The 23621-nt window shown below is 69.1% G+C and carries 20 protein-coding genes and 1 tRNA gene; 14 read left to right on the forward strand and 7 right to left on the reverse strand.

Translation table 11 applies throughout. The features are described 5' to 3' along the window. The first annotated feature begins 112 nt into the window (after window positions 1–112). From pdhA to ACYR7D_RS10890, 4 genes are all read left to right on the forward strand, one after another. Window positions 113–1231, forward strand: coding sequence for a pyruvate dehydrogenase (acetyl-transferring) E1 component subunit alpha (gene pdhA, locus ACYR7D_RS10875; protein WP_459549483.1), 1119 nt, complete (start codon window positions 113–115; stop codon window positions 1229–1231). Then, a complete protein-coding gene (locus tag ACYR7D_RS10880) occupies window positions 1228–2202 on the forward strand; it encodes an alpha-ketoacid dehydrogenase subunit beta (protein ID WP_459549484.1) in 975 nt (324 codons plus the stop codon). The genes pdhA and ACYR7D_RS10880 overlap by 4 nt, the downstream gene beginning before the upstream one ends. Window positions 2203–2218: 16 nt before the next feature. Further along, entirely contained in the window at window positions 2219–3670 is a 1452-nt protein-coding gene (locus ACYR7D_RS10885; protein WP_459549485.1) for a dihydrolipoamide acetyltransferase family protein, read from the forward strand. A gap of 112 nt (window positions 3671–3782) precedes the next feature. After that, window positions 3783–4586, forward strand: coding sequence for a sulfurtransferase (locus ACYR7D_RS10890; protein WP_459550119.1), 804 nt, complete (start codon window positions 3783–3785; stop codon window positions 4584–4586). Window positions 4587–4594: 8 nt separating this feature from the next. Here ACYR7D_RS10890 and ACYR7D_RS10895 read toward each other — a convergent pair whose 3' ends face one another. After that, window positions 4595–5254 (reverse strand): HNH endonuclease family protein, encoded by a 660-nt coding sequence (locus ACYR7D_RS10895; RefSeq protein ID WP_459549486.1) that lies wholly within the window; start codon window positions 5252–5254, stop codon window positions 4595–4597. 104 nt (window positions 5255–5358) lie between these two features. Continuing rightward, complete coding sequence (locus tag ACYR7D_RS10900) at window positions 5359–5721, reverse strand: hypothetical protein (protein ID WP_459549487.1); 363 nt, start codon at window positions 5719–5721, stop codon at window positions 5359–5361. 303 nt (window positions 5722–6024) lie between these two features. Here ACYR7D_RS10900 and ACYR7D_RS10905 point away from each other — a divergent pair, with 303 nt between their 5' ends. Beyond that, window positions 6025–8829: a DEAD/DEAH box helicase gene (locus ACYR7D_RS10905; RefSeq protein WP_459549488.1), complete on the forward strand. Its 2805-nt coding sequence runs from the start codon at window positions 6025–6027 to the stop codon at window positions 8827–8829. Further along, window positions 8826–9596 carry an SWIM zinc finger family protein gene (locus tag ACYR7D_RS10910; RefSeq protein WP_459549489.1) on the forward strand — a complete coding sequence of 257 codons (771 nt, stop codon included), beginning with the start codon at window positions 8826–8828 and terminating at the stop codon, window positions 9594–9596. Before ACYR7D_RS10905 ends, ACYR7D_RS10910 begins: the two co-directional genes overlap by 4 nt. A gap of 379 nt (window positions 9597–9975) precedes the next feature. Here the strand turns inward: ACYR7D_RS10910 and ACYR7D_RS10915 are convergent, their stop codons facing one another. Next, complete coding sequence (locus ACYR7D_RS10915; protein ID WP_459549490.1) at window positions 9976–11034, reverse strand: amidohydrolase family protein; 1059 nt, start codon at window positions 11032–11034, stop codon at window positions 9976–9978. 127 nt (window positions 11035–11161) lie between these two features. Here ACYR7D_RS10915 and ACYR7D_RS10920 point away from each other — a divergent pair, with 127 nt between their 5' ends. From ACYR7D_RS10920 to ACYR7D_RS10945, 6 genes are all read left to right on the forward strand, one after another. After that, window positions 11162–12289 carry a DUF2157 domain-containing protein gene (locus tag ACYR7D_RS10920; RefSeq protein ID WP_459549491.1) on the forward strand — a complete coding sequence of 376 codons (1128 nt, stop codon included), beginning with the start codon at window positions 11162–11164 and terminating at the stop codon, window positions 12287–12289. Window positions 12290–12469: 180 nt separating this feature from the next. After that, window positions 12470–13969, forward strand: a complete 1500-nt coding sequence (locus ACYR7D_RS10925; protein WP_459549492.1) for a CoA-acylating methylmalonate-semialdehyde dehydrogenase — start codon at window positions 12470–12472, stop codon at window positions 13967–13969. Window positions 13970–13972: 3 nt separating this feature from the next. Then, window positions 13973–15124 (forward strand): acyl-CoA dehydrogenase family protein, encoded by a 1152-nt coding sequence (locus ACYR7D_RS10930; RefSeq protein ID WP_459549493.1) that lies wholly within the window; start codon window positions 13973–13975, stop codon window positions 15122–15124. A 64-nt stretch (window positions 15125–15188) separates the two neighbouring features. After that, window positions 15189–16274, forward strand: a complete 1086-nt coding sequence (locus ACYR7D_RS10935; protein ID WP_459549494.1) for an enoyl-CoA hydratase/isomerase family protein — start codon at window positions 15189–15191, stop codon at window positions 16272–16274. Then, complete coding sequence (mmsB, locus tag ACYR7D_RS10940) at window positions 16274–17176, forward strand: 3-hydroxyisobutyrate dehydrogenase (RefSeq protein ID WP_459549495.1); 903 nt, start codon at window positions 16274–16276, stop codon at window positions 17174–17176. Before ACYR7D_RS10935 ends, mmsB begins: the two co-directional genes overlap by 1 nt. 370 nt (window positions 17177–17546) lie before the next feature. Continuing rightward, complete coding sequence (locus ACYR7D_RS10945; protein ID WP_459549496.1) at window positions 17547–18323, forward strand: enoyl-CoA hydratase; 777 nt, start codon at window positions 17547–17549, stop codon at window positions 18321–18323. Between the two features lie 4 nt (window positions 18324–18327). On the opposite strand, the gene ACYR7D_RS10950 is transcribed toward ACYR7D_RS10945, so the two are convergent. Both ACYR7D_RS10950 and ACYR7D_RS10955 read right to left on the reverse strand, forming a co-directional pair. Continuing rightward, a complete protein-coding gene (locus ACYR7D_RS10950) occupies window positions 18328–19380 on the reverse strand; it encodes an Hsp70 family protein (RefSeq protein ID WP_459549497.1) in 1053 nt (350 codons plus the stop codon). Between the two features lie 181 nt (window positions 19381–19561). After that, a complete protein-coding gene (locus tag ACYR7D_RS10955; protein WP_459549498.1) occupies window positions 19562–20104 on the reverse strand; it encodes a MarR family winged helix-turn-helix transcriptional regulator in 543 nt (180 codons plus the stop codon). Window positions 20105–20262: 158 nt separating this feature from the next. On the opposite strand from ACYR7D_RS10955, the gene ACYR7D_RS10960 reads away from it, so the two are divergent. Next, a tRNA-Cys gene (locus ACYR7D_RS10960) sits at window positions 20263–20334 on the forward strand. Between the two features lie 75 nt (window positions 20335–20409). On the opposite strand, the gene ACYR7D_RS10965 is transcribed toward ACYR7D_RS10960, so the two are convergent. Further along, window positions 20410–21828, reverse strand: coding sequence for a metallophosphoesterase (locus tag ACYR7D_RS10965; RefSeq protein WP_459549499.1), 1419 nt, complete (start codon window positions 21826–21828; stop codon window positions 20410–20412). A 13-nt stretch (window positions 21829–21841) separates the two neighbouring features. Then, the gene (locus ACYR7D_RS10970; RefSeq protein WP_459549500.1) at window positions 21842–22387 is read right to left on the reverse strand and encodes an Rv0361 family membrane protein; all 546 of its coding nucleotides are present in this window, start codon (window positions 22385–22387) and stop codon (window positions 21842–21844) included. Between the two features lie 178 nt (window positions 22388–22565). Here ACYR7D_RS10970 and ACYR7D_RS10975 point away from each other — a divergent pair, with 178 nt between their 5' ends. After that, window positions 22566–23597, forward strand: coding sequence for a hypothetical protein (locus tag ACYR7D_RS10975; protein WP_459549501.1), 1032 nt, complete (start codon window positions 22566–22568; stop codon window positions 23595–23597). The last annotated feature ends 24 nt before the right edge of the window (window positions 23598–23621 follow it).

Genomic DNA, 23621 nt, shown 5'->3' on the forward strand with positions numbered 1-23621 from the left:
TTATGTGCATAGTGCTCAATTCTGTGCGGAGAGGTTGCGCAGTTCGCTGAATCGTGGATCCTGTGTGGTGTAGGCCACATGAGCGCGTGACCCGCGTGAGGAGGCGAGGCCGATGCCCGGCACAACCGAGTATCCAGTCCAGTTGATCCAGCCCGACGGCCGTCGGGTGCACCACCCCGAATATCAGGCCCTGGTCGCCGATATCGGGCCGGACCGGCTGTGGCAGCTCTACGAGGACCTGGTGGTCACCCGGCGGATCGATATCGAGGCGGTCGCGCTGGCCCGGCAGGGGCAGCTCGGACTCTGGGCGCCGTACCAGGGGCAGGAAGCGGCGCAGGTCGGCTCCGCTCACGCCCTCCACCCCGACGACTACGTGTTCGCCAGCTACCGGGACAACGCCGTCGCCTACTGCCGCGGTGTGGAACCGAGCGCTCTCACGGCGATGTGGCGCGGAGTCGCCCACTGCTCCTGGGACCCGCAGACGGTCAATATGACCAACCCGGCGATCGTGGTCGGCGCGCAAGGGCTGCACGCCACCGGCTACGCCTACGCCGCCCACCTCGACGGCGCCGAGATCGCGACCATCGTCTACTTCGGTGACGGCGCCACCAGCCAGGGCGATATCGCCGAAGCCCTGACCTTCGCCGCCACCTGGGCCGCCCCGGTGGTGTTCTTCTGCCAGAACAACCACTGGGCGATCAGCGAACCCGTCCGGTTGCAGAGCGCCACCCCGATCGCGCAGCGGGCGGTCGGGCACGGTATCCCCGCGACCCGGGTGGACGGTAACGATGTGCTGGCGGTGCTGGCGGTCACCAGGCGCGCCACCGCGCGTGCTCGCGGCGGCGGTGGGCCGTCCTTCATCGAGGCGATCACCTACCGGATGGGACCGCACACCACCGCCGACGACCCCACCCGCTACCGGACCGCGGCCGAAACCGAGGAATGGGCGCGGCGCGACCCCATCCTGCGCATGCGCCGATTACTGGAACGCGAAGATCTTTTCGACCCCGCCGCCGCGCGCCGGGTGGACGACCGCGCGGACGAGGTGGCGCACCGGATGCGCGCCGGCACCATCGGTATGCCCGACCCCGCGCCGCTGGAACTGTTCGAGCACGTCTACGCGACCCCGCACCCGCTCATCGACGCCGAGCGCCGGGAGTACGCCGAGTACCTGGCCACCGGCCCGGCCGCAGCCGCGCCCGCCCCGCGCGAGGAGGGAGTCCCGTCATGATCACCACATTCGCCGCGGCGCTCAACGCCGGACTGCGGACCGCTCTGGAAGATGATCCCAAAGTGGTGCTGATGGGGGAGGACATCGGCCGGCTCGGTGGCGTCTTCCGGGTGACCGACGCGCTGCAGAAGGATTTCGGCGACCACCGGGTGATCGATACCCCGCTGGCCGAATCGGGCATCGTGGGTACGGCATTCGGGATGGCGCTGCGCGGCTACCGGCCGGTATGCGAGATCCAATTCGACGGTTTCGTCTATCCCGCGTTCGATCAGATCGTCGCGCAAGTGGCCAAGATCCACTACCGGACCAAGGGGAAGGTCCGTGTCCCGCTGACCATCCGTATCCCCTTCGGCGGCGGAATCGGTTCGGTGGAGCACCATTCCGAATCGCCCGAGGCGTACTTCACGCATACCGCGGGCCTACGGGTGGTGTCGCCGAGCAACCCGGCCGACGCCTACACGATGATCCGGCAGGCCATCGCTCTCGACGATCCGGTGATCTTCTTCGAGCCGAAGCGGCGGTACTGGGACAAGGCCGAATTCGATCCGGCCGCGCCCGCGGAGCTACCGCTGGACCGGGCCCGCATCTGTGTCACCGGCACCGACGCCACCCTGGTGGCCTACGGAGGAAGCGTCGCCACCGCGCTGGCCGCGGCGGAAATCGGTGCCGAGGAAGGTATTTCGCTGGAGGTGATCGATCTGCGCAGCCTCGCCCCACTCGATGTCGACACCCTCGCGGAATCGGTGGACCGGACCGGACGACTGGTGGTGGTGCACGAGGCGCCCGTCACCGGGGGTCTGGGCGCGGAAATCGCCGCCCGCGTCACCGAGCGGTGTTTCTACCGGCTCGAGGCGCCGGTGCAACGGGTCGGCGGATTCGATATCCCCTACCCTCCGGCTAAGCTCGAGAAGCATTATCTGCCCGACCCGGACCGAATTCTGGCGGCGGTCGACCGAACACTCGCCGCCTGAGGTGTATCCCACCCTGATGCCAGCCGGAGGTGCCCCCATCGTGGACGACGACACCAGCGCCGCGGAGTCCGGCGAGATCCTGGAGTTCCGGCTTCCGGATCTCGGTGAAGGACTCACCGACGCCGAACTACAGAACTGGACGGTCGCGGTGGGCGACGAAGTCGCCTTGAACCAGACCATCGCCGAGGTCGAAACGGCGAAGGCCGTGGTCGCCCTGCCCTCGCCGTTCGCCGGAACCGTAGTGGAACTACTCGCCGAACCGGGCGCGACCGTGGAGGTGGGTGCCCCGCTGCTCCGGATCCGGGCCGCGGCGGCGCAACCGGGCGGGCGGACCCCGGTGCTGGTGGGTTACGGGCCCACCGGAGACCAGGGCACCCGGCGCCGCGGTGGGCGGAAACGGTCCGATGCGGCCGGTGTTTCCCCGAGAGACAGCGACGAATCACCGGTGTCGTACCAGGGCGGGGTGATCGCCGCGGCACCGGAGCCGGAGGCAGTGCCGGAGAAAGCGCCGGGTACCGCCCGGCGGCCCGACAGCGCTCCGGAAATGCCTGCCCGTTCCGGTGCGGCACGAGTGGCGGCGACACCCGGCGCCCGGAAACTGGCCCGGGAACTGGGCATCGACCTCTGGTACGTGGCGGGTTCCGGCCCGCAGGGCGCGGTCACGGTCGCCGACGTGCGCGGCGCGGTACCGGTCGCGGAGCCGGATATCCGCGGCGTCGATACGGAGGAGGCCGCGGCGGCGGTACCGGAGGCCGGGGGCCGGTCGGTACGGGAGGAGCGCACGCCGATCAGCGGCGTCCGGAAACGAACCGCGGCCGCCATGGTGACCAGCGCCCGGACCATTCCGCAGGCCGCCACCTCGATCACCGTCGATATCACCGCGTCCCTGGAACTGCTGGACCATCTGCGCGGCACCGAGCCGTTCGAGGGGCTCACACCCACACCGTTGGCACTGGTCGCGAAAGCGGTTCTGGCCGCACTGGCCGAGTTCCCCGGGGTGAACACCTTCTGGGACGAAACCAATTCGGAGATCGTCACCCGCCACTACGTCAACCTCGGTATCGCCGTCGCCACCCCACGCGGCCTGCTGGTGCCGAATATCAAGGACGCCCAGACCCTCAGCCTGCGTGAGGTGTGCCGGGAGATCGGCTGGCTCGCGCAGACCGCCCGGGACGGGCGCGCCGGACCGTCCGATCTGCGGGGCGGCACCTTCACCATCTCCAATGTCGGTGTGTTCGGGGTGGATTCCGGTACGCCGCTGGTGAACCCGGGGGAGGCCGCGATTCTGTGCGTGGGCGCGATCGTGCGGCGACCGTGGGTCTTCCGGGACGAACTGGCGGTGCGCTCGGTGCTCACCCTGACCCTGAGTTTCGACCACCGGATGATCGATGGGGAACTGGCGGCTCGTTTCCTGGCCGCCGTCGCCGGCTCGCTGGAGGACCCGCTGACCCTGCTCGCCCGGATCTGAGGCATTCCGCGGCCGGAACCGGTGTGTAGGCGTGGACTTCCCGTACCGCCTGCGCGTACGGTGACGAAACCTGTTCCAGACGTGCGGACGAGGAGCTGCGGTGAACGCGGTACTGATCTCGGCTGAAGAACTCCGGGAATCGACAGAACGGAACCTGCGCCTGCTGGATGTGCGGTGGCAACTCGGCGATCCGGAGGGACCACAGCACTACCAGAACGGACATATCCCCGGGGCGGTGTTCGTCGACCTCGATACCGAACTCGCCGCTCTCCCTTCGCCCGCACTCGGCCGCCACCCGCTACCCGACCCCGAACAGTTGCAGAAATGCGCTCGCAGCTGGGGACTGCGCACCGGTGATCCGGTGGTGGTCTACGACGCGCTCGGTGGTATGTCCGCGGCGCGGGCCTGGTGGCTGCTGCGCTGGGCCGGAATCGCGGATGTGCGCATTCTCGACGGTGGTCTGCCGGCCTGGATCCGCGCCGGCGGTGAACCGGCCACCGGAGTGGAACCCGATCCGGAACCGGGCGATATCGAACTCGAGCCCGGCCGGTTGCCGGTGATCGATGCCGACGCCGCCGCCCGCTGGCAGGGTGTGCTACTGGATGCCCGTGCGGCGGAACGGTTCCGGGGCGAACAGGAACCCGTGGACCCTCGCGCCGGGCACATACCGGGCGCGATCAGCCGGCCGACCAGTGAAAACCTCGGCGAGGACGGCTGTTTCCTGCCCCCCGAACTGCTGCGGGAGCGGTTCGCCGGGATCGGCGCGGCCCCGGTCGCGGTGTATTGCGGTTCGGGGGTGACCGCCGCCCACACGATCGCCGCCCTGGCCGTCGCCGGGGTGGAGGCGGCACTGTATCCGGGTTCGTGGTCGCAGTGGGCACATGATCCCAAGCGCCCCGTCGCGACCGGGGCCTGAGCGGGCACTCATCCACAGGTCGCGGCGATATCGCGCAGTACCGCGTGATCGGCGGCGGTGATCGGGAGCCGGTAGCGCAGCGCCACTGTGAGATACCGGCCCGCGTAGTAGCAGTGGCCCGCCCGCGAGGGCGGTAACCAGTCCGCCGGGGTGCTGTCGCTCTTGTCGGTATTGGTCGCGCGGTCGGTGGCCTGCAGGTTGTATTCGATATCGTTCGCGAATTCGATCCGCCGCTGCGGCGGCCAGGCAGCGGCCCCGAGATCCCAGGCGGCGGCCAGCGGGTAGATGTGGTCCACCGGTATCTGCCGGGCGTTCTCGCGGCTGAAGACGATCCGGGCACCGGTGTACGGATCGGCCAAGCGGCCGGACTGCACCACGCAGCGGCCGGTGCCCGGCCGGTAGCCCACCTCGGTGAGCTGGCGCGCCAGTACGTTGTTGCGGGTATCGCAGCCGTCCCGGCCGCCCGGGCCGTCGTGGTCGTCGGACCAGGCGGGCCCGAAGACGCAGCCCTGCCCCGCGCCACAGCCACGCTCGTAGCCGCCGGGGTGCGGCCGTTCGGTGACCACCCGGACGGCCGCCAGCAGTTGTTCCAGCTGGGCCCGCCCGGGGCTGCCCGGCGCGGGCCGGTGGCCACCGGCCACCGCGCAACCGCTGAGAACGGCCAGCACTGTGGATAGGCAGAAGAGTGCGGTAACCGCGTGAATCGTCCCCCGTGTCCTCACGGTTCACCGGTATACCGGATCCCTCCGACAGCCGGCGCAGCGGCGCGGCCTCACAACCAGGCCCGGGCCAGCAATTCGTCGTTGTTGACCCCGCTGTTGCGGGGCGGGAAGCGGGTGGCCGCGAGGGTTTCGGTATGCATCCCGTCGTGGCCGATAACCCAGGAGCCGCCGTTGTCGGTGCATTCGGCGATCTTGGCGAAGGTGGTGAGGAGGAAGGAGATCGCCTCCTCCGGGGCGGCGGTGCGGGCCAGCCGCTGGGATTCCCCGGGCCGGGACAGATCCAGCCATACGCCGCACTGACCGTCGAGCCGCATCCCGACGATCCTGCCGGCGTCCACGAAGGTGAATTTGCGCCGTTCCCATGGTGTGGTCGGCGTATAGCTCTGCTCGAGTACCTGGAGCAGAATCGTCATACTGCTGCCCTCCGCTCATCGATGACACGGTGTGCCGTATCGCCGCTGTGTGATGGCACCGCTGCTCGCGGGCCGGTCCGCGCCGGATACCGCGAGTGGCCGCCGGAGGCAGCGCGATCCGCCCGGCAAGGCCATTGCTCGGCGGGCGCGGATATCGACGGTGACCAGCGGATATATCAAGTATGTGCCGATATGGTGGATAAATCCAGGTACAACTCGGGCGCGCCGGTCGCGGGAGCGCCCCGGTGGTCCGGCCGGGCGGGGGATCGCGGCGGTGTCGGACGGGACTGATTTGATGAGGCCATGTTGCACGGACTGTGGGCGCCCGGTTCGGGGCTGCTGCTGTGGCGTGCCCCGGGTACCGACGTCACCGGGCGGATCCCCGGCCTGCTGGGGTCGGTACTGGCGGAGTCGCGGTACCGGCACCGTGCCGATGTCCTGGTCGTGGACGCCGCGGGGGCACGGCGCGAACGGGTCCGCGCCCACGCGCTGGCACCCGGCGCCGCTGCCGCCGCCCTGCGGCAGCGGCTGCCGGCCGAGGTGGTGGCCGGGGATCTGCGGTTCCTGGCCCATACCGCGCTCGGGATCGAACGCTGGGTGCGGGCGGGCGCGGTGGTTCCCGAACTGCGGCGCGAGGACGGGCAGTGGTGGGCCCGCTGGCGACCGGCCGGCACTCCGGGCCAACGGGCCTGGTTCGCCGAACTCGCCGCGTTGCTACCGCCGGCCCTGCGGGTCGCGGGCACGCCGGGCGAGGTGCTCGACGATATGGTCACCGAACTGATCGACCCGATGGTCCGGGAACTACTCGGGGCGCGGCCGTGCGCCCATCCCCTGGTGCATGCCCTGGGCGCCGATATCCCCGTGGAAACCGGCAGCCATCAGGCCGCCGAGGTGTTGCGGCGCTGGCGGGAGACCCGTTCGCCCGCGGAACCCGAACTGGTGTTGCGGCTGCGGGAACCCGAGGGGGAATCCGCCGACACCGGCGGCGCGGCCGCGCTGTGGCGGCTGGAGGTCTGTCTGCGCGCCGAGGGCACGGCCCCGCGTCCGATACCCGTGCCCGGGGTCACGGACGAGGTACGGCGAGGGGTGGAATGGCTGGGGCGGGCCCAGCGCGCGTACCCGCGGCTGCGCGATCTGCCGGGCGACCCGCACAGCCTCGACCTGCTGCTGCCGACCGAGGTGGTGGCCGATCTGGTGGCCCACGGTGCGCAGGCGCTGTCGGCCGCGGGAATCCCGCTGTTGCTGCCCCGGGCGTGGAACATCACCGAACCGGCGCTGCGGTTGCGGGTGAGCGGGGCGGTCGCCGCGGCCGAGAGCACCGTCGGCCTGGACGGTCTGGTGTCCTACCGCTGGGAACTCGCCCTCGGGGATATCGTGCTCTCCCCGGCCGAGATGCAGCGGCTGATCGGCGCCCAGTCGGATCTGGTGCGCCTGCGTGGTGAATGGGTGCAGGCCGATCACACCGTCCTGGCCGCGGCCGCGAAATTCGTGGCGATGCACGGGACGGACAGCGAGATCACCCTGGCCGATCTGATCGGCGAGATCGCCGGGGCCCAGATCGAGGATGTACCGCTCACCGAGGTCACCGCGACGGGATGGCCCGCCGCCCTGTTCGACCCCGGCCGTCCGGTCGAACCGGTGGCCGTACCGGCGCGGCTGAAAGCGCAGTTGCGGCCCTATCAGGAGCGCGGCTTGTCCTGGCTCGCGACCATGAACCGGCTGGGGTGTGGGGCCGTACTCGCCGACGATATGGGCCTGGGTAAAACGGTGCAGGTACTCGCGCTGCTCCTGCACGAACGCGAGGGCGAGCGCACCCCGGGGCCCACCGTGCTGGTCTGTCCGATGTCGGTGATCGGCAACTGGCAGCGGGAAGCCGAACGGTTCGCCCCCGATCTGCGGGTACTGGTCCATCACGGTGCGGGGCGAGCGCAGGGGCCGGCGCTCGACGCGGCGGTGGCCGAAGCGGATCTGGTGCTCACCACGTACGCGCTGCTCGCCCGTGATATCGCCGACCTCTCCCGGCAACGCTGGGAACGCGTGGTGCTCGACGAGGCCCAGCACATCAAGAACGCCGCCACCCGGCAGGCGCGCGCGGCCCGGACGCTGCCCGCCCGGCACCGGTTGGCCCTCACCGGCACCCCGGTGGAGAACCGGCTCGAGGAGCTGCGTTCGATCCTGGATTTCGCTGTGCCGAAGCTGCTGGGCAGCCCGCAGACCTTCCGGGCGCGGTTCGCGGTGCCGATCGAACGCGAGAACGACCGTAACGCCGTCACCCGACTGCGCACGGTGACAGCACCGTTCCTGCTGCGCCGGGTGAAAACCGACCCGGCGGTCATCAGTGATCTACCGGACAAACTCGAGATGACCGTACGCGCCAATCTCACGGTGGAGCAGGCCGCGCTCTATCAGGCCGTGGTCGAGGACATGCTGGAGAAACTGCGCGATGCCGAGGGTATGGCCCGCAAGGGCGCGGTGCTCGGCGCATTGACCCGGCTCAAACAGGTGTGCAACCATCCCGCGCATTTCCTCGGCGATTCCTCGGCGCTGCTGCGCCGGGGCGAGCACCGATCCGGGAAACTGGCGCTGGTCGAGGATGTGCTGGAATCGGTGCTGGCCGAGGGAGAAAAGGCGTTGCTGTTCACCCAGTTCCGGGAATTCGGTGCGCTGATCGTGCCCTATCTGAGCGAGCGGTTCGGCACCCGCGTGCCGTTCCTGCACGGTGGGGTACCGAAGCGGCGGCGCGACCGGATGGTCGCCGAATTCCAGGAGAGCGCCGGCCCGCCGATCATGCTGCTCTCGCTCAAGGCCGGTGGTACCGGTCTGAACCTGACCGAGGCCAACCATGTGGTCCATCTGGACCGCTGGTGGAATCCGGCCGTGGAGAACCAGGCCACCGACCGTGCCTTCCGGATCGGTCAGCGGCGCGCCGTCCAGGTGCGCAAACTGGTCTGCGTCGACACCATCGAGGAACGTATCGACGAGATGATCACCGGGAAGCGGGAACTCGCGGATCTCACCGTGGGCGTGGGCGAGAACTGGATCACCGAACTGGGCAACGACGATCTGGCCGAGTTGTTCGCTCTCGGCTCGGCGGCGGTGGGCGAGTGACCCCCGACGGTTTCTCCGAATACGGCCGGCGCCGGCCGGTATCCGGTGGGGTCACCGCCCGCAGCCGGCGCGGGGCCTTCGCCCGTACCTCGTGGGGCCGAGCGCTGATCGAGGCGGTGGAGCGTATCGCCGACCCGGGTCGCCTCGTCCGGGGCCGTACCTATGCCCGCGCCGGGCAGGTGGTGAGTTATCGGCTCGAAGCCGGGGCGGTGATCGCCGAGGTGCAGGGTAGCCAGCCGCGGCCGTTCAGTACCACCTGCGAGGTCCGGCGGCTGCGGCCGGAGGAGGTGGAGCTGCTCGTGGAGCAGATCCGGGCCGCCCCGGGCATGCTGGCCCGGATCGTTTCCGGCGACCTGCCGCGTGAGCTCGCGCCACACCTGGTTCCCGAGACGGCCGCCGATCTGGATTTCGGTTGTACGTGCCCGGATCCCGGCTGGCCGTGCAAACACGCCCTCGCCGTCTACCACCTGCTCGCGGAACGCCTGGACGAACATCCCCGTGATCTGCTGACCTTGCGCGGGCTCACCCTGGAAGTCCTGATCGGCGCGGTGGAGAATACCGCCGCCGGGCCGGACGAGGACATCGATCCCTACGGTGACGCCCTCGAGCTTCCGGCTCTGCCCGCTCCCGAGGTATGCCCGGCGCCCGATGATCTGGATCCCGTTCTGCTGCGCCGGGCCCTGCGCATGCTCTCGGAGGACGAGTCCACCGCCGCTGCCGGGGCTCGCGCGCTCACCGTCATGTACGCGGAGATGACCGGGCGGTGACGACCACCGGTCCGGCTGAACGAGCACCGGGCAGCGGGTGCTCCGACAGCCCATCTCGGCTTCTGATCGTCTGCGCCCGTTTACTACCGGATGCGTAAGTAGATCGATGGGGTCGCGCACGCTGGTAGCCCCTACCGCTTCCGCGCGGTAGCCCGGCTACGCCTCCATCACCGACTACTGGAGAGCTCACTCGGCCGACCGTGGGGAATACGACAAGTGGGTCGCCGCCGACGCACGTGCGTATCCTCGCCGCATGACCAGTGCTGCGAAATCCGTTGTGCGGCCATGACCGAGGGGTCTCGGCTGATTACCGTGTACGCACAGTGACCACGGGCGCGCCGGAACGAGCGGCCGAGTTCCGGCCTTCGGACGGAATCGGTCAATCCAGCCGGTAGACCCGCTGGGCGTTGGTCCGGAACACCTTGTCCAGTGCGGCCGCCGCGCCGAGATGGTCCTTCAGCACCGTCGCTATCGCCTCGGCGCTGCCGGAGATCGAGGTGATCGGCCGGTCCACGGGAAAATTCGAGCCCCAGATCAGGCGGTCGGTTCCGAAGACATCCGCCGCGTGCCGCACCAGCGATCCGATCCGGTCGATGAGTTGCGGTACCGGTGTGGGCGTACCGCGCCGGGGGACCGGATGTCCCAGGATCGGCATCATCAGCCCGCTGACCTTGGCCACCACATTCGGGAATTCGCCGAGGGCGGCGATATCGGCGCGCCAGCGGTCGAGGATATCGCGGCGTTGCGCGGCGTCCGCCCCGGTGCTCTTCCCGACCCGCCCGAAGACGCCGGCCGGGGTACCCAGATGGTTCAGCACGATCGTGGCTTCCGGATAGCGCCGGGCCAGCGCGTTCAGCTGCGGAAGCTGGTGTGAGTACACCCAGGCCTCGAAGAGCAGTTCCCGTTCCACCAGCGCGCCGAAATCGTCGAGGAAGGCCCGGCTGGTCAGCGTATCCGGTGCCGTGGTGAAACTGCGGATACCGGTGTCCGGGTGGTGGGCGACCATACTGCGCACACCGCGCACGAGCGGCGATGCCGAAAGGTGCGCGTCGAGGAGTTCGGTGAACCCGGGCGCGCCCGGTAGGGCACTCGCGCTCACCGCGGCCAGCGCGGGTGTGTCCACCCCGAACGGAAGCGCGGTCACCCAACGGGTTTCCTCGACCTTGGAACCGGTCCATTCGACTTCGATATGCACCACCGATTCCACCGGTAGCCGCCCGGTGTCGGCCCGGTAGTCGGCGGGCAGGTACGGGCCCAGATACGCCGACGGTTCGCCGATGAATTCCCGGTCCTTGCGCGGGGCCAGCCGCATCGCCAGCCCGAGTGGCACGGGCAGTGCCCGCATGAGCGCGGCCGTGCGGCTGAACTCGCGCGGGTTGGCGAACGGATCCCACTGATGGATGTGCGCGTCGATCATCCGGATATCGCCGATGTCCATACCGCTGCCGGCACCTCCTGCGATTTGCGGTCGGTATGCCGGCCGAGCGTAGCGCGTGATCGGCTCCGGTGGTGTGGATTGATCTTGTGTCCGGTGCGGCCGGTCCCGGGGCGGCATACTGGGTGCTGTGGCCGAACAGGATTCGGCGCCCGGGGCGTCGCAGCCGATCGCGGGGCCCGTGCGCCCCGCGAAGTCCGTCGTGGCCGGGCCCGCGCCGGAGCCGGTTCCGGGGGAGGCGCACGAGCCGCCGCCCACCGGCGAGGCGGTGCCGGTGGCGCGCGAGGGGGCTCCTGCCGCGCTTCGCGAACTCGTCGATCGCGGTGTCCTGGACGAAACCCAGCTGGGTGCCGTGGTGACGGCGCTGGCAGCCGCCCCGCCCCGCCCCTCACCGGCCAGGCTGCTGGCCGAGATCGCGGCCTATGCCGGTGCCGGGCTCCTGCTGAGCGGGCTGGTGCTGATCCTCGCGGAGTCCTGGGACGATATGGCCGAGTTCGGCCGTTTCGTGCTGTTCCTTCTCGTCGCGCTGGGGCTGACGGTGGCGGGTGTCGCGCTCGCCGGGGGCCGGTCGGCCCTGTTCCGCGCGGCATGGCGGCGGGTGGGCGGCCCCGGGTACACCGCTCGGACGCGGCTGGCGATCGTGTTGTTCGTGCTGGCCGCGACGAGTACTGCCGCGGCGGCGGGTTCGCTGTTCGACGACGGGAACGACACCACCGATTTCGCCTGGGTCTATGCCTCGGGGGCCGGATTCCTCGCGGCCGCCGCCGGCTATGCCGCGCTGCCGTCGCTGCTCGGCCTGCTGTTCTGTGCCGGATTCAGTGTGGCCACGGTCGTGGGGGTGCTCGAGGAGGGTTTCGGCGTCGATGACGACCTGCTCGGCCTGGGGGTACTGGTGCTCGGTATCGGCTGGCTCGGGCTCACCCGGGCGCGGGTCGTGTTCGAGGTGTGGGCCGGCTATCTGGCCGGGGTCGCGCTGGCGGTATCCGGGGCGCAGACCGTCGACGTCTTCGCCGAGATGCGCGCGGCCTATGTGCTCACGGCGCTCGTCGCCGCGGTGTGCTTCGTCCTGTATGCGACCGACCGGTCGTGGGTGCTGATCCTCGGCGGTGCCGCGGCGCTGACCCTGGCCGCTGTGGAGGCGGTGGCGGATTGGACGGGCGAGTCGGCGGGTGCGTCGGGCGCGATTCTGGTGATCGGCGCGGTGATCCTCGGTATCGGTAGTTGTCTGCTGGCGCGGTCGGCGCACCACGCCGGGTAGCCGGCCTGCTCGAACGGTATTCGCGCGATTCGAGGCCGGTTCCGAGCGGCTCTGGTCTGTGTGGGGGCTCGGGTGTATGGTTTTGCTTGGACGTCCAACTATTGGAAGGCCGCAAAAATGATCTCCGTGTGACGGACGGCCGTGCCGCTGCCCGCCACCCCTACTCGAGGCAGGATTCGCATGGTTCGAGAACTCTCACACTTCATCGGCGGTCAGCGCGTATCGGGCACCTCCGGCCGGTACGGCGATATCTACGACCCGAATATCGGCCAGGTGCAGGCCCGGGTGCCGTTGGCCACCGCATCCGAGGTCGAAGCCGCCATCGCGAACGCCGAGGCGGCACAGCCGGGGTGGGCCGCGACCAACCCGCAGCGCCGTGCCCGGGTGCTGATGAAATTCCTGACCCTGGTCAACGACGAAATGGATTCCCTCGCCGCGCTGCTGTCCAGCGAGCACGGCAAGACCATCGCCGACGCCCGGGGCGATATCCAGCGCGGGCTCGAGGTGATCGAATTCGCCATCGGTATCCCGCACCTGCTCAAGGGTGAATACACCGAGAGCGCCGGCACCGGGATCGATGTGTACTCCATGCGCCAGCCGCTGGGCGTGGTCGCCGGGATCACCCCGTTCAACTTCCCCGCCATGATCCCGCTGTGGAAGGCCGGACCGGCTCTGGCCTGCGGTAACGCTTTCGTCCTCAAACCCTCCGAACGCGACCCCTCCGTCCCGCTGCGGCTGGCCGAACTGTTCCTCGAGGCCGGGCTCCCGGAAGGCGTGTTCAACGTGGTCAACGGCGACAAGGAAGCCGTCGACACGCTCCTGCGCGATCCGCGGATCAAGGCGGTCGGCTTCGTCGGCTCCACCCCCATCGCGCAGTACATCTACGAGACCGCCACCGCGAACGGTAAACGCGCCCAGTGCTTCGGCGGCGCCAAGAATCACGCCATCGTCATGCCCGACGCCGATCTCGACGATGTCGCCGATCAGCTCATCGGCGCGGGTTACGGTTCGGCCGGCGAGCGTTGTATGGCCCTCTCGGTGGCCGTACCGGTGGGCGAGGAGACCGCCGACCGGCTGGTCGAGAAGCTCACCGAACGGGTACACAAACTCAATGTCGGCCGGTCCGACGATCCCGGCGCCGACTTCGGCCCGCTGGTGGGTCTCGACGGTGTGGACCGGGTGAACAAGTACATCCAGCAGGGCATCGACGAGGGCGCCGAACTCGTGGTCGACGGTCGCGGCCTCACGGTGGAGGGCGCCGAGGACGGTTACTTCGTCGGCGCGACCCTGTTCGACCGTGTCGGCAAGGAGATGTCGATCTACAAAGACGAGATCTTCGGACCGGTGCTCAGCGTGGTGCGGGCCGCGGACTACGAAGAAGGCCTGGCGCTGGCCAACGACCACGAATACGGCAACGGCGTCGCCATCTTCACCCGCGACGGCGATACCGCCCGCGATTTCGCGGCCCGGGTGCAGGTGGGGATGGTCGGTATCAACGTCCCGATCCCGGTCCCCATCGCGTACTACACCTTCGGTGGGTGGAAGCGCTCCGGATTCGGCGACCTGAACCAGCACGGTCCCGACTCCATCCGCTTCTACACCAAGACCAAGACGGTCACCCAGCGCTGGCCGGCGGGTCTGAAGGAGAGCAACAGCTTCGTCATCCCGACGATGGACTGAATCATGTTCATCCTCGACGACGACGAACGGGCCATCCGCGATACCGCCCGGGAATTCGCCGACGAATTTCTGGCCCCGCACGCCGTTGAATGGGACCAGAACAAGCATTTCCCCGTGGACGTACTGCGGAAATCGGGGGCGGTGGGGCTCGGCGGTATCTATGTGGACGAGGAGCTGGGTGGTTCCGGACTGCGCCGGCTGGACGCGGTGCGGATCTTCGAACAGCTCGCCACCGGGTGTCCCGCGGTGGCGGCCTACATCTCGATCCACAACATGGCGACCTGGATGATCGACGCCTACGGTGACGACGAGCAGCGCCGCCGGTGGCTGCCCGAACTCACCGCGATGAACCTGCTGGCCAGTTACGCGCTCACCGAGCCCGGCGTGGGCTCCGACGCCGCGGCCATCACCACCCGGGCGGTGCGCGACGGGGACGACTACATCCTCAACGGTGCCAAACAGTTCATCTCCGGCGCGGGTAGCAACGATCTGTACGTGATGATGGTGCGGACCCAGGACACCGGGGCGCGTGGGATCTCGACCCTGATCGTTCCCGCCGGCACACCGGGCCTGGAGGTAGGGCCGAACGAGAAGAAGATGGGCTGGAACGCGCAGCCCACCCGGCAGGTGAACCTCACCGACGCGCGGGTGCCGGTCGCCAATCGGCTCGGCGCGGAGGGCGACGGGTTCCGTATCGCCATGAACGGTCTCAACGGTGGCCGCCTGAACATCGCGGCATGCTCGGTGGGTGGGGCGCAGGCCGCGCTCGAAAAAACACTGCCCTACCTCGCCCAGCGCACCGCGTTCGGCGCGCCGCTGCTGGACAATCAGGCACTGCAGTTCGAACTGGCCGATATGCGCACGAAACTGGAAGCCGCCCGGACCCTGCTGTGGCGCGCCGCCGAGGCACTGGACGCGGACGCGCCGGACAAGGTCGAACTCTGCGCCATGGCCAAACGTTTCGCCACCGATGTCGGATTCGAGGTCGCCAACACCGCCCTGCAGCTGCACGGCGGATACGGTTATCTCGCCGAGTACGGGCTGGAGAAGATCGTCCGCGACCTGCGGGTGCACCAGATCCTGGAGGGCACCAACGAGATCATGCGGATGGTCGTGGCGCGGTCGATGACCGCGTCGGTGGCGGGCGCGTCATGACGGGCCGGCAGGCGGTAGCGAGGCGCGGCCACGGAGGACGTCCGCGGACGCCGGAAGGAAATATATGAGCGACGAACCCGAAGTCCTGGTCGAACAACGTGACGGCCTGGGACTCATCACCCTGAACCGGCCCAAGGCCATCAATGCGCTCAATCATTCGATGGCGCTCACCATCACCGAGCAGTTACGGGCCTGGGCCACCGACGATTCGGTGCGGACCGTCGCCCTCACCGGCGCGGGAGAACGTGGACTGTGCGCGGGCGGTGATATCGTCGCCATCCACCACGACGCCAAGGAACAGCAGGCCGCCGGGCACGTCGGCGCCGCCGCTGATTCGGCAACCGGCGAGTTCTGGCGCGACGAGTACATTCTCAACGCGCTGATCGGCCGGTATCCGAAACCGTATGTCGCCGTGATGGACGGGATCGTCATGGGCGGCGGGGTCGGGTTGTCCGCGCACGGCAGCCACCGGATCGTCACCGAACGATCGACCGTGGGGATGCCCGAGGTCGGTATCGGATTCATCCCGGATGTCGGTGGCACCTACCTGCTGTCCCGGGCCCCCGGCGAACTGGGTACGCATATCGCGCTCACCACGGCCCGGATGAAGGCCGGTGACGCCATCGCCACCGGCTTCGCGGACCATTTCGTGCCCGCCGAACAGATTCCGGCGCTGCTGACCACGTTGCAGACCGAAACGGCCGAGGTAGCCATCGCCAAATACGCGACCGAGGCCCCGGAATCGGCGCTGCTCACGCAGCGCGAATGGATCGATACCTGCTACAGCGCAGACAGCGTAGCGGAGATCGTCGCCCGGCTGCAGGGACACGGTGCCCCGGAAGCCGCCGCGGCGGCCACCGAGATGCTGTCCAAATCCCCGGTGGCGCTGCAGGTGACACTGCGGTCGCTGCGTTCCGCGCGGGCCGCCGGCAGCCTCGAAGCGGTGCTGAACGAGGAGTACCGGGTTTCGGTCGCCTCGCTGGCCTCGCACGATCTGGTCGAAGGTATCCGCGCCCAGGTCGTGGACAAGGACCGGAACCCACAGTGGTCACCGGCTTCGCTGTCCGAGGTGACCGCGGCGCAGGTCGACGCGTATTTCGCCGGACTGGGCACACGGGAACTGGGTTTGACGATTCCGGAGGGCAAGTGATGAGCAAGACGATCGGTTTCCTCGGCCTCGGCCATATGGGCGGTCCCATGGCGGCCAATCTGGTCGAGGCCGGTTACGACGTACACGCCTTCGACCCTTCCCCGGCCGCGCAGGAGCAGGCGCGTAAGGACGGGGTCGCCCTGGTGGATTCCGGGGTGGCCGCGGCCACCGGGCGTGACATCGTGATCACCATGCTCACCAACGGCAAACTGGTGCGCGACGTCTACGCGGAGATTCTTCCGGTGGCGGCCCCCGGGACGCTGTTCGTGGACTGCTCGACCATCGACGTGGCCGATGCCAGGGCCGCTGCCGAGGCCGCCGCGGCGGCCGGGCACCGGGCGCTGGACGCACCGGTTTCCGGCGGGGTCTCCGGGGCGGCGGCCGGAACGCTGACCTTCATGGTGGGCGGTGCGGACACCGATTTCGCGGAGGCGCTGCCGGTGCTGGAGGTGATGGGCGCCAAGGTCGTGCACTGCGGTGCCGCGGGGAACGGGCAGGCGGCCAAGATCTGCAACAACATGCTGCTCGGCATCTCCATGATCGGGTTGTCGGAGGCCCTGGTGCTGGGCGAGAAACTGGGCCTGAGCCATCAGGCGTTCTTCGATGTGGTGTCCACGGCCTCCGGACAGAGCTGGGCGCTCACCACCTACTGCCCGGTGCCGGGGCCGGTGCCGACCAGCCCGGCCAACAACGACTACCGGCCGGGATTCGCTACCGCCCTGATGAACAAGGATCTGGGGCTGGCAGTGGCGGCGTTGCGCGCCAACGGGGTCGAGGGCCGGATCGGCGAACTCGCGGCGGAGATCTACCGTGAGTTCAACGAGAACTCCGCCGACCGGGATTTCTCGGCCATCATCACCGAGGTGCGGGAACGCAGCGGGAGAGCGAACTCCGCGGAGTGAATGCCCGCACGGCAGACCCGCATCGAATCCCCGGAACGGGCCCACCATCGCGCTGGGCCCGGTTCCGAGCTTCCACACGTCACCCGTACCGGATCGCGGCCGGCTTCCCCGGAAGTGGTGATCCGGAGCGCCGGGATCTCCACGAGCCGGGCCCGGCCGAACCGACCTCCGCCGCGGCCGGAACGGGTGAGGTGGCCCCGGCGGACCGGGTGCGGGGAGCAGATCGAATACGCCATGGCCGGCGTGCGGCCGTGGTGCGGACGACCGGGCAGTGGGGCCGGAGGCACGCGAAAATCATTTCGCGGCCGGTGGCCCGCAGCGCGGTATCGTCACCGATAGTCATGACCGTTTCGACCCCAGAGGATGTGCTGTGACCGACTTCGAGACGATTCTGCTGGAGCGTAAGGACAAGGTCGGCCTCATCACGCTGAACCGGCCCAAGGCGCTGAACGCGCTCAACGCGCAGGTTCTCGACGATGTGATCGCCGCCCTCGACGAGCTGGAGCGGGACGACGAGATCGGCGCGGTGGTGATCACCGGTTCGGAGCGGGCCTTCGCCGCCGGGGCCGATATCAAGGAGATGCAGCCCAAGTCGTACATGGACATGTTCATGGACGACTACTTCGCCCGCTGGGAGCGGCTGGCCCAGTTCCGCAAGCCCACCATCGCCGCGGTCGGCGGGTACGCCCTGGGCGGCGGCTGTGAGCTCGCCATGATCTGCGACATCCTGATCGCGGCGGATACCGCCGAATTCGGCCAGCCGGAGATCAAACTGGGTGTCATCCCCGGTATCGGTGGTTCGCAGCGGCTGACCCGCGCCATCGGTAAGGCCAAGGCCATGGACCTGGTACTCACCGGCCGGAACATGGATGCCGAAGAAGCCGAACGCGCCGGACTGGTCTCGCGGATCGTGCCGGCCGCGGAATTGCTGGACACCGCGCTGGAGGTGGGGGCCACCATCGCGGCCATGTCGCTGCCGGTGACCATGATCGCCAAGGAAGCGGTGAACCGTTCCTTCGAGACCACGCTGAACGAGGGGCTGCGGTTCGAGCGCCGGGTGTTCCACTCGCTGTTCGCCACGGCGGATCAGAAGGAAGGCATGGCCGCGTTCGTGGACAAGCGGGCCGCGAAGTTCGAGAATCGCTGATCGCTCAGGGCGCGGGCGGCACGTCCAGGATATCGGTGGGCACATAGTGGCTCCGGCTGGGCGCTGCCGTGCCGTTCTGGGCGGTGAGCAGCCCGGCCACTGTCGCGCCGAGCCCGATCGTCACGGCCGCCGCCGCGTACACCCTGCGCCGGCCGACCGGCGGCGGGGCCAGGGGGACCACCTGGCCCCCGGCTCGGATATGGGCGGTGCGGATACCGGCGGCGGGCCGCTCGGCGGCGAAGAGCAGGGCGCCACGGGCCGAAACGTACTCGGGCTCGGAATCGCCGATCAAGGGTAGTCCGAGCAACTCGGAAAGACGAGCCCGCAGGACGGGGTTGCGGGCGCAGCCACCCAGCACGACCACCGCGTCGGGCGTGATCTCGGTCTGCTCTGTCACCCGGTGGACCAGTCCGGCCGCCGCCTGCACCGCTTCGTCGCACAGCCCGGCGAGGTCGCTGCGGGTGATGACCGCGCGTTCGGCGGTCCCGGGATCGGCGGCTGTCACCACCCGGGCGCTGCTCAGCGCCTCCCGGTAGCGAGCCGCCGCTGCTTCGTCGGTGAATACGCCCGCGCCGTCGAGCCAGTCGCAGAGCATTTCGTCGTAGGCGTCGCCGCCGAGGCCGGGGCAGTGCGTTCCGGCGAGGACCGTATCGGTCCGGCAGTCGATCTGGGTGAGGGTCAGGCCGGCGGCGCCGAGGTCGAAGAGTACGACGGAACCGGTATCCGGCAGTTTCTCGGTGAACCGCAGATAGCGCAGCTGGGCCAGGGGTTCGTCCACGAGGGTCACCCGGCCGGTTCCGAGCGCCTCCCCGACGAGATCGGCCTGGGGGCGATTCTGGCAGGTCACCGCGGTTCCGGTGATGTATTCGTCGCGTTGGCGGGCCGCGGTGTGCATCCGGCGGACCGCCGTGAGTACCGGGTCGGTGGGGGAGGTGTGGGGCGTCGCGGGTACGTGGCAGCGGTCGATCGGCGGCAGATGCGGTTGATCGGAGTGGGTGAGTACCGCGCGTGCTCCCGAGGAGCCCAAAGATACCCCGAGGACCAGCACCATAAACATATGGTGCTCCGTGGATGCGGTGTTGCCAAGCCGAACGGCGGAGAAATTCGCTGTCCCGCCCCCTACCTGCGCAGTGTTTGCTGAGGACGATGACGAGTGGACCGACCGGTATGCTCGAATCGGCCTATTGCCGGTCGGCCGCCCCACTTCTCGGGCCGGCCGCGCCCGCGGTTCGTGGCGATCAGGGCTCGGCCCAGCGTGCCGGCTCCTCGCCGGTATCGAAGTCGCCCGCGGTATGCCGGAACTCGGTGAGCAACTGCAACAGGGTGCGCAGCCGGTCCGGGGGAAGCCCGGGCCGGGAGAACACCCGGTCGTTCAGGTACTCGGTCGCCTCCGCGACGAGAGTTCTTCCGGTATCGGTGATCTCGATGAGGGTGGCGCGGCGATCGTTCGGATGTGGTACCCGGTTCACCAGCCCTGCCGCCTCCAGCCGGTCCACCGAATTGGTGACACTGGTCGGATGCACCTGCAGCCGGGCGCTGGCCACCGCCATCGGCAGCGCGCCGGTGGCGCTGAAGTTCAGCAGTTGCAGCAGTTCATAACGCGAAAAGGTCAGACCTGTCGGCCGCAGCGCTTCGTCGACGCGCGCCATCACGATCTGCTGGGCACGGACCAGGGAGGTCACCGCTGCCATCCCGTCGGCGACCGCGCCCCAGCCGTGGCCGACCCACTGACGGTGGGCTTCCTGGATCGGGTCGACCGGTAACGGGCGGGGACGAGACATGCGTTCGATCATTGCACGGCCGGATGCGGTTGCCCCGGCAGTGCTGGGAACGGTACCGCAGGGCCGGGGATCCGCCCCGCCCGTCTGTCTCCGGTTGCGATCGGACTGAGCTCAACCCTGGGCGGTGGTGCGCCGGGCAGCCATGATCATCTGGTCACGCGGGCGTGGCTGAGTGGTTGAGGCAACGGTCTGCAAAGCCGTTCACGCGGGTTCGATTCCCGCCGCTCGCTCGAATCCGGCGGCCGGAATCGATCTCGGATCGATTCCGGGTGAACGGGATTCGGTACGCCACGGATCGGCTCGCCTCAGCCGGCCCCCGAGAGATCCCGCAACACCACATGGTTGCGATCCGCGAAGGTGCCCGCTGTGTAATCGGGGAGCAGTCCGAAGTATTCACCGCGGGTCAGGGTGCTCCAGCGGCGGGCATCCGGGGTCCGCGTCTTGTAGAAGTTCACCATGTAGCCGCCCTCGTAGATCCGCAGCAGGCTGTAGCCGCCGGGATACTCCTTGACCGCGGCCACCTCCAGGAACTCCACCGCGCAGGCGGTATCCGGGCGGGTGCGGCGCGTCCGGTGGGTATGCCCGCTGTGCTGCAGGAAGACCCCGGGCGCGCTCGCGTACAGCTGCTGTAACCGCAGCGCCGACTCCCGGTCGAGCACGAAACCCGGGCCGGCCATATTGGTCAGGCCGGCCTCGGTGGTCACCGGATGATGACCGAAAACCACGGTAGGGCGGTCCGGCTCGGCGCGGAGCGATTCCGCGACCCGGTCCAGTTGGCCGGGGTCCAGCGTGCCTCCGGCGCCGTCCAGTGCGCTGGTGTCCAGGCCGAGGATCCGCAAACCGCCGAGTTCGTGTTCCAGAACCTGCTGCCGGGGTCCGAACACCTCCCCCCAGCAATCGTGGTGCCCGGCGGCGCCGGGTACCGCCGGACAGTCCGCGTAGTCGCTACCGGGGTGTGGACGGTCGTGATTCCCACGCACCGCCAGATAATCGTGGCCGGCGCGACCCCAGCGGTCGAGCCGGGAGCGGACCGCACGCAACTCCGCGAGCCGGCCCTCGGCACTCAGGTCGCCGGCCAGCAGCAGGATCGTGCCGCCGCGATCGGGGCGCCGCAGATCGTCGAGCAGGGCGTCCAGCATGACTTCCGGATAGGGCGGTAGTCCGGGCTCCTGGCGGATACCCGGCGGCAGATCGCCGACCACCAGACCGCTGACCGTTTCGCCGTAGTGCACATCGTTGGCCAGGGCCAGCGTCCGGAGCAGCCGGCCGGGCGGCGGGACCAGGGTGGTGAACGTGCCCGTGGTTTCCGGGGTGCCCGGCAACCGGGTGGACCAGGCCGCCGACGGTTGCGCCACAACCCCGGCGCTTCGCGCTTCGAACCGGTAGGCGCGACCGGGTTCGAGGCCGTCGACCTCCGCGTAGTGGTAGGGGGTCGCGCCCTGCGAGGCCCATACGCGACGTAGGGGGCCGGATCCGTCGGCCGGGGCGAGAAGGAGTTCGCCCTCGGTAGCGGAGGGCACCGGCCGGCCCGCGGTATCGGGTACGCGGCTGGTCCAGGTGAGCACAGCGGCGGTGTCCGTCACCGTGACGACCTCGAGATCGGTGGCCGAGACCGCCCCGGATTCCGCCCCCGCCCGGCCCGTTCCGAATCCGGTCGCGGGTAAGAGTGCGGCCAGGCCCAGCGCGCCGAGAAGGGTGCGGCGGGAGGGGCCGCAGCAGCTCATCGGCGCAGGCCGCTCATTCGGCGCCGGTCGATGAGCAGACCCGCCACTCGCCGTCCTCTTTCACCAAGCTCTCCTCCGAGCTGTCTTCCATCCCCTCGCCGGCGTCACCGCCGGGGGTGGAGAAATCGAAGGTGCCGGTGATCCGGGCCTTGGCACGGTCCCCGGTGACGACGATATCGTCCACGGATTCGATCACCACGGAGAATTGGAGTTTCTCGGCTTCCATCTGCTCCGGTTCCGACATGGCGGCGAACTCGTCGCGATCGGCCCGGCACGCCAGTCGGGTGGCGGCGCGGAAGCCATCGTCGGTGAGAGTGCCGTAGAAATCCCGGAGCGCGGCTTCGACCTGCCGTTCGTCGGAGGACAGGGGGGTTCTGCCCTGCAGGGTCAGTACCACCGCGGCCGTGATCCCGGCGGCCACCACGACTACCGCCAGGATCGCGCCGATGATCAGGCCTGTTCGTTTCTTACGCGGCCGCGGCGGAGGCTCCGGTTGGCCGGGTTGCGGGCCGCCGGGCGGCTGAGGCCCGTTCGGCGGGCCTGCTGAGGGTCGAGTCAAGGCTTTCTCCGTTCCCGGGATGTTGCCCGAACCCTACGACACGCACCGGCCCGGTGTCCGGTGCGGCGAACGTCGTGCCGAAATCGAGGCGGCCGGTCGGTTTGCCGCGCGCGAATCGCGCGGCGATTCTAGACTCTCGCCGGGCGACAGCCCGGGAAGGCACAAAAGGTTGAGGAATATGACAGGTTCGGGTGTCCATCTGTGCGGCAGCGTTCCACTGAGCAATGCCGCGGACGTTTTCGGAGAGGCCGCCACACGGTTGGGGCCGCATATCCGGCGAATCCCCGACGGCGAGACCGGTGAACGTGACAACTGGGTGGTCTGGCAGCTACCCAAACTGCAGGCACATCCCGAGCTGGTGACGGTACCGCCGCCCAGCCCCGAATACGGGCCCAGCGAGCGCGTGCAACCGGCCCCCGGTATCGACCCCACCACCATAGATTTCGGCCCGCTCGGCTACGCCGAGGCCGCGCTGGAGTCGTGGCAGGTGTTCCAGCGGTTGCGAGAACAAGGAGTGATCCGGCCCGGCACCCGATTCCAGGTGAGTCTGCCGACGCCGATCGCGGTGGTCGGCGCGTTCATCGCGGGCCCGCAGACCGAGTTGGAAGCGCGTTATGAAAGCCGGATCCTCGACGAACTGGCCCACATCTGTGCGGTCGTCCCTCATGAGGATCTGGCTGTCCAGTGGGACGCGGCAGTCGAATTCGCTTTGCTGGAAGGCGTTTTTCCGTGCTGGTTCGGCGCCGATACCGAAACCCGGCTGGCCGGGATAGTCGAGCGGCTGTCCCGGCTCGGCGACGAGGTACCGGAAGCGGTCGAGCTCGGTTATCACCTCTGCTACGGCGATTTCGGGCATCGGCATTTCGTGGAGCCGGCCGATACCTCGACCCTGGTCACGGTGGCTTCGGGAGTGGTGAAGGAGCTGAGCCGAGGTCTGGACTGGCTCCATCTTCCGGTCCCCAAGGACCGTAGCGATGCCGCGTACTTCGCGCCCCTGGCGCACCTCGCTCTTCCGGCGCGGACCACGCTGTACCTGGGGCTGGTCCATGCTTCCGACGGTTTCGAGGGGGCTCGCCGGCGGATCGAGGCCGCGAGCGAGTTCGTCTCCGCGTTCGGTATCGCCACCGAATGCGGGCTGGGCCGCCGCCCGGCCGAGCAGATACCCGGTCTGCTGGACCTGCACGCCGCACTGGCCGGATCGCTGGGCTAGAAACCCCTGGCCGACGAAACGACA

This window comes from Nocardia sp. X0981 (genome assembly GCF_977089955.1).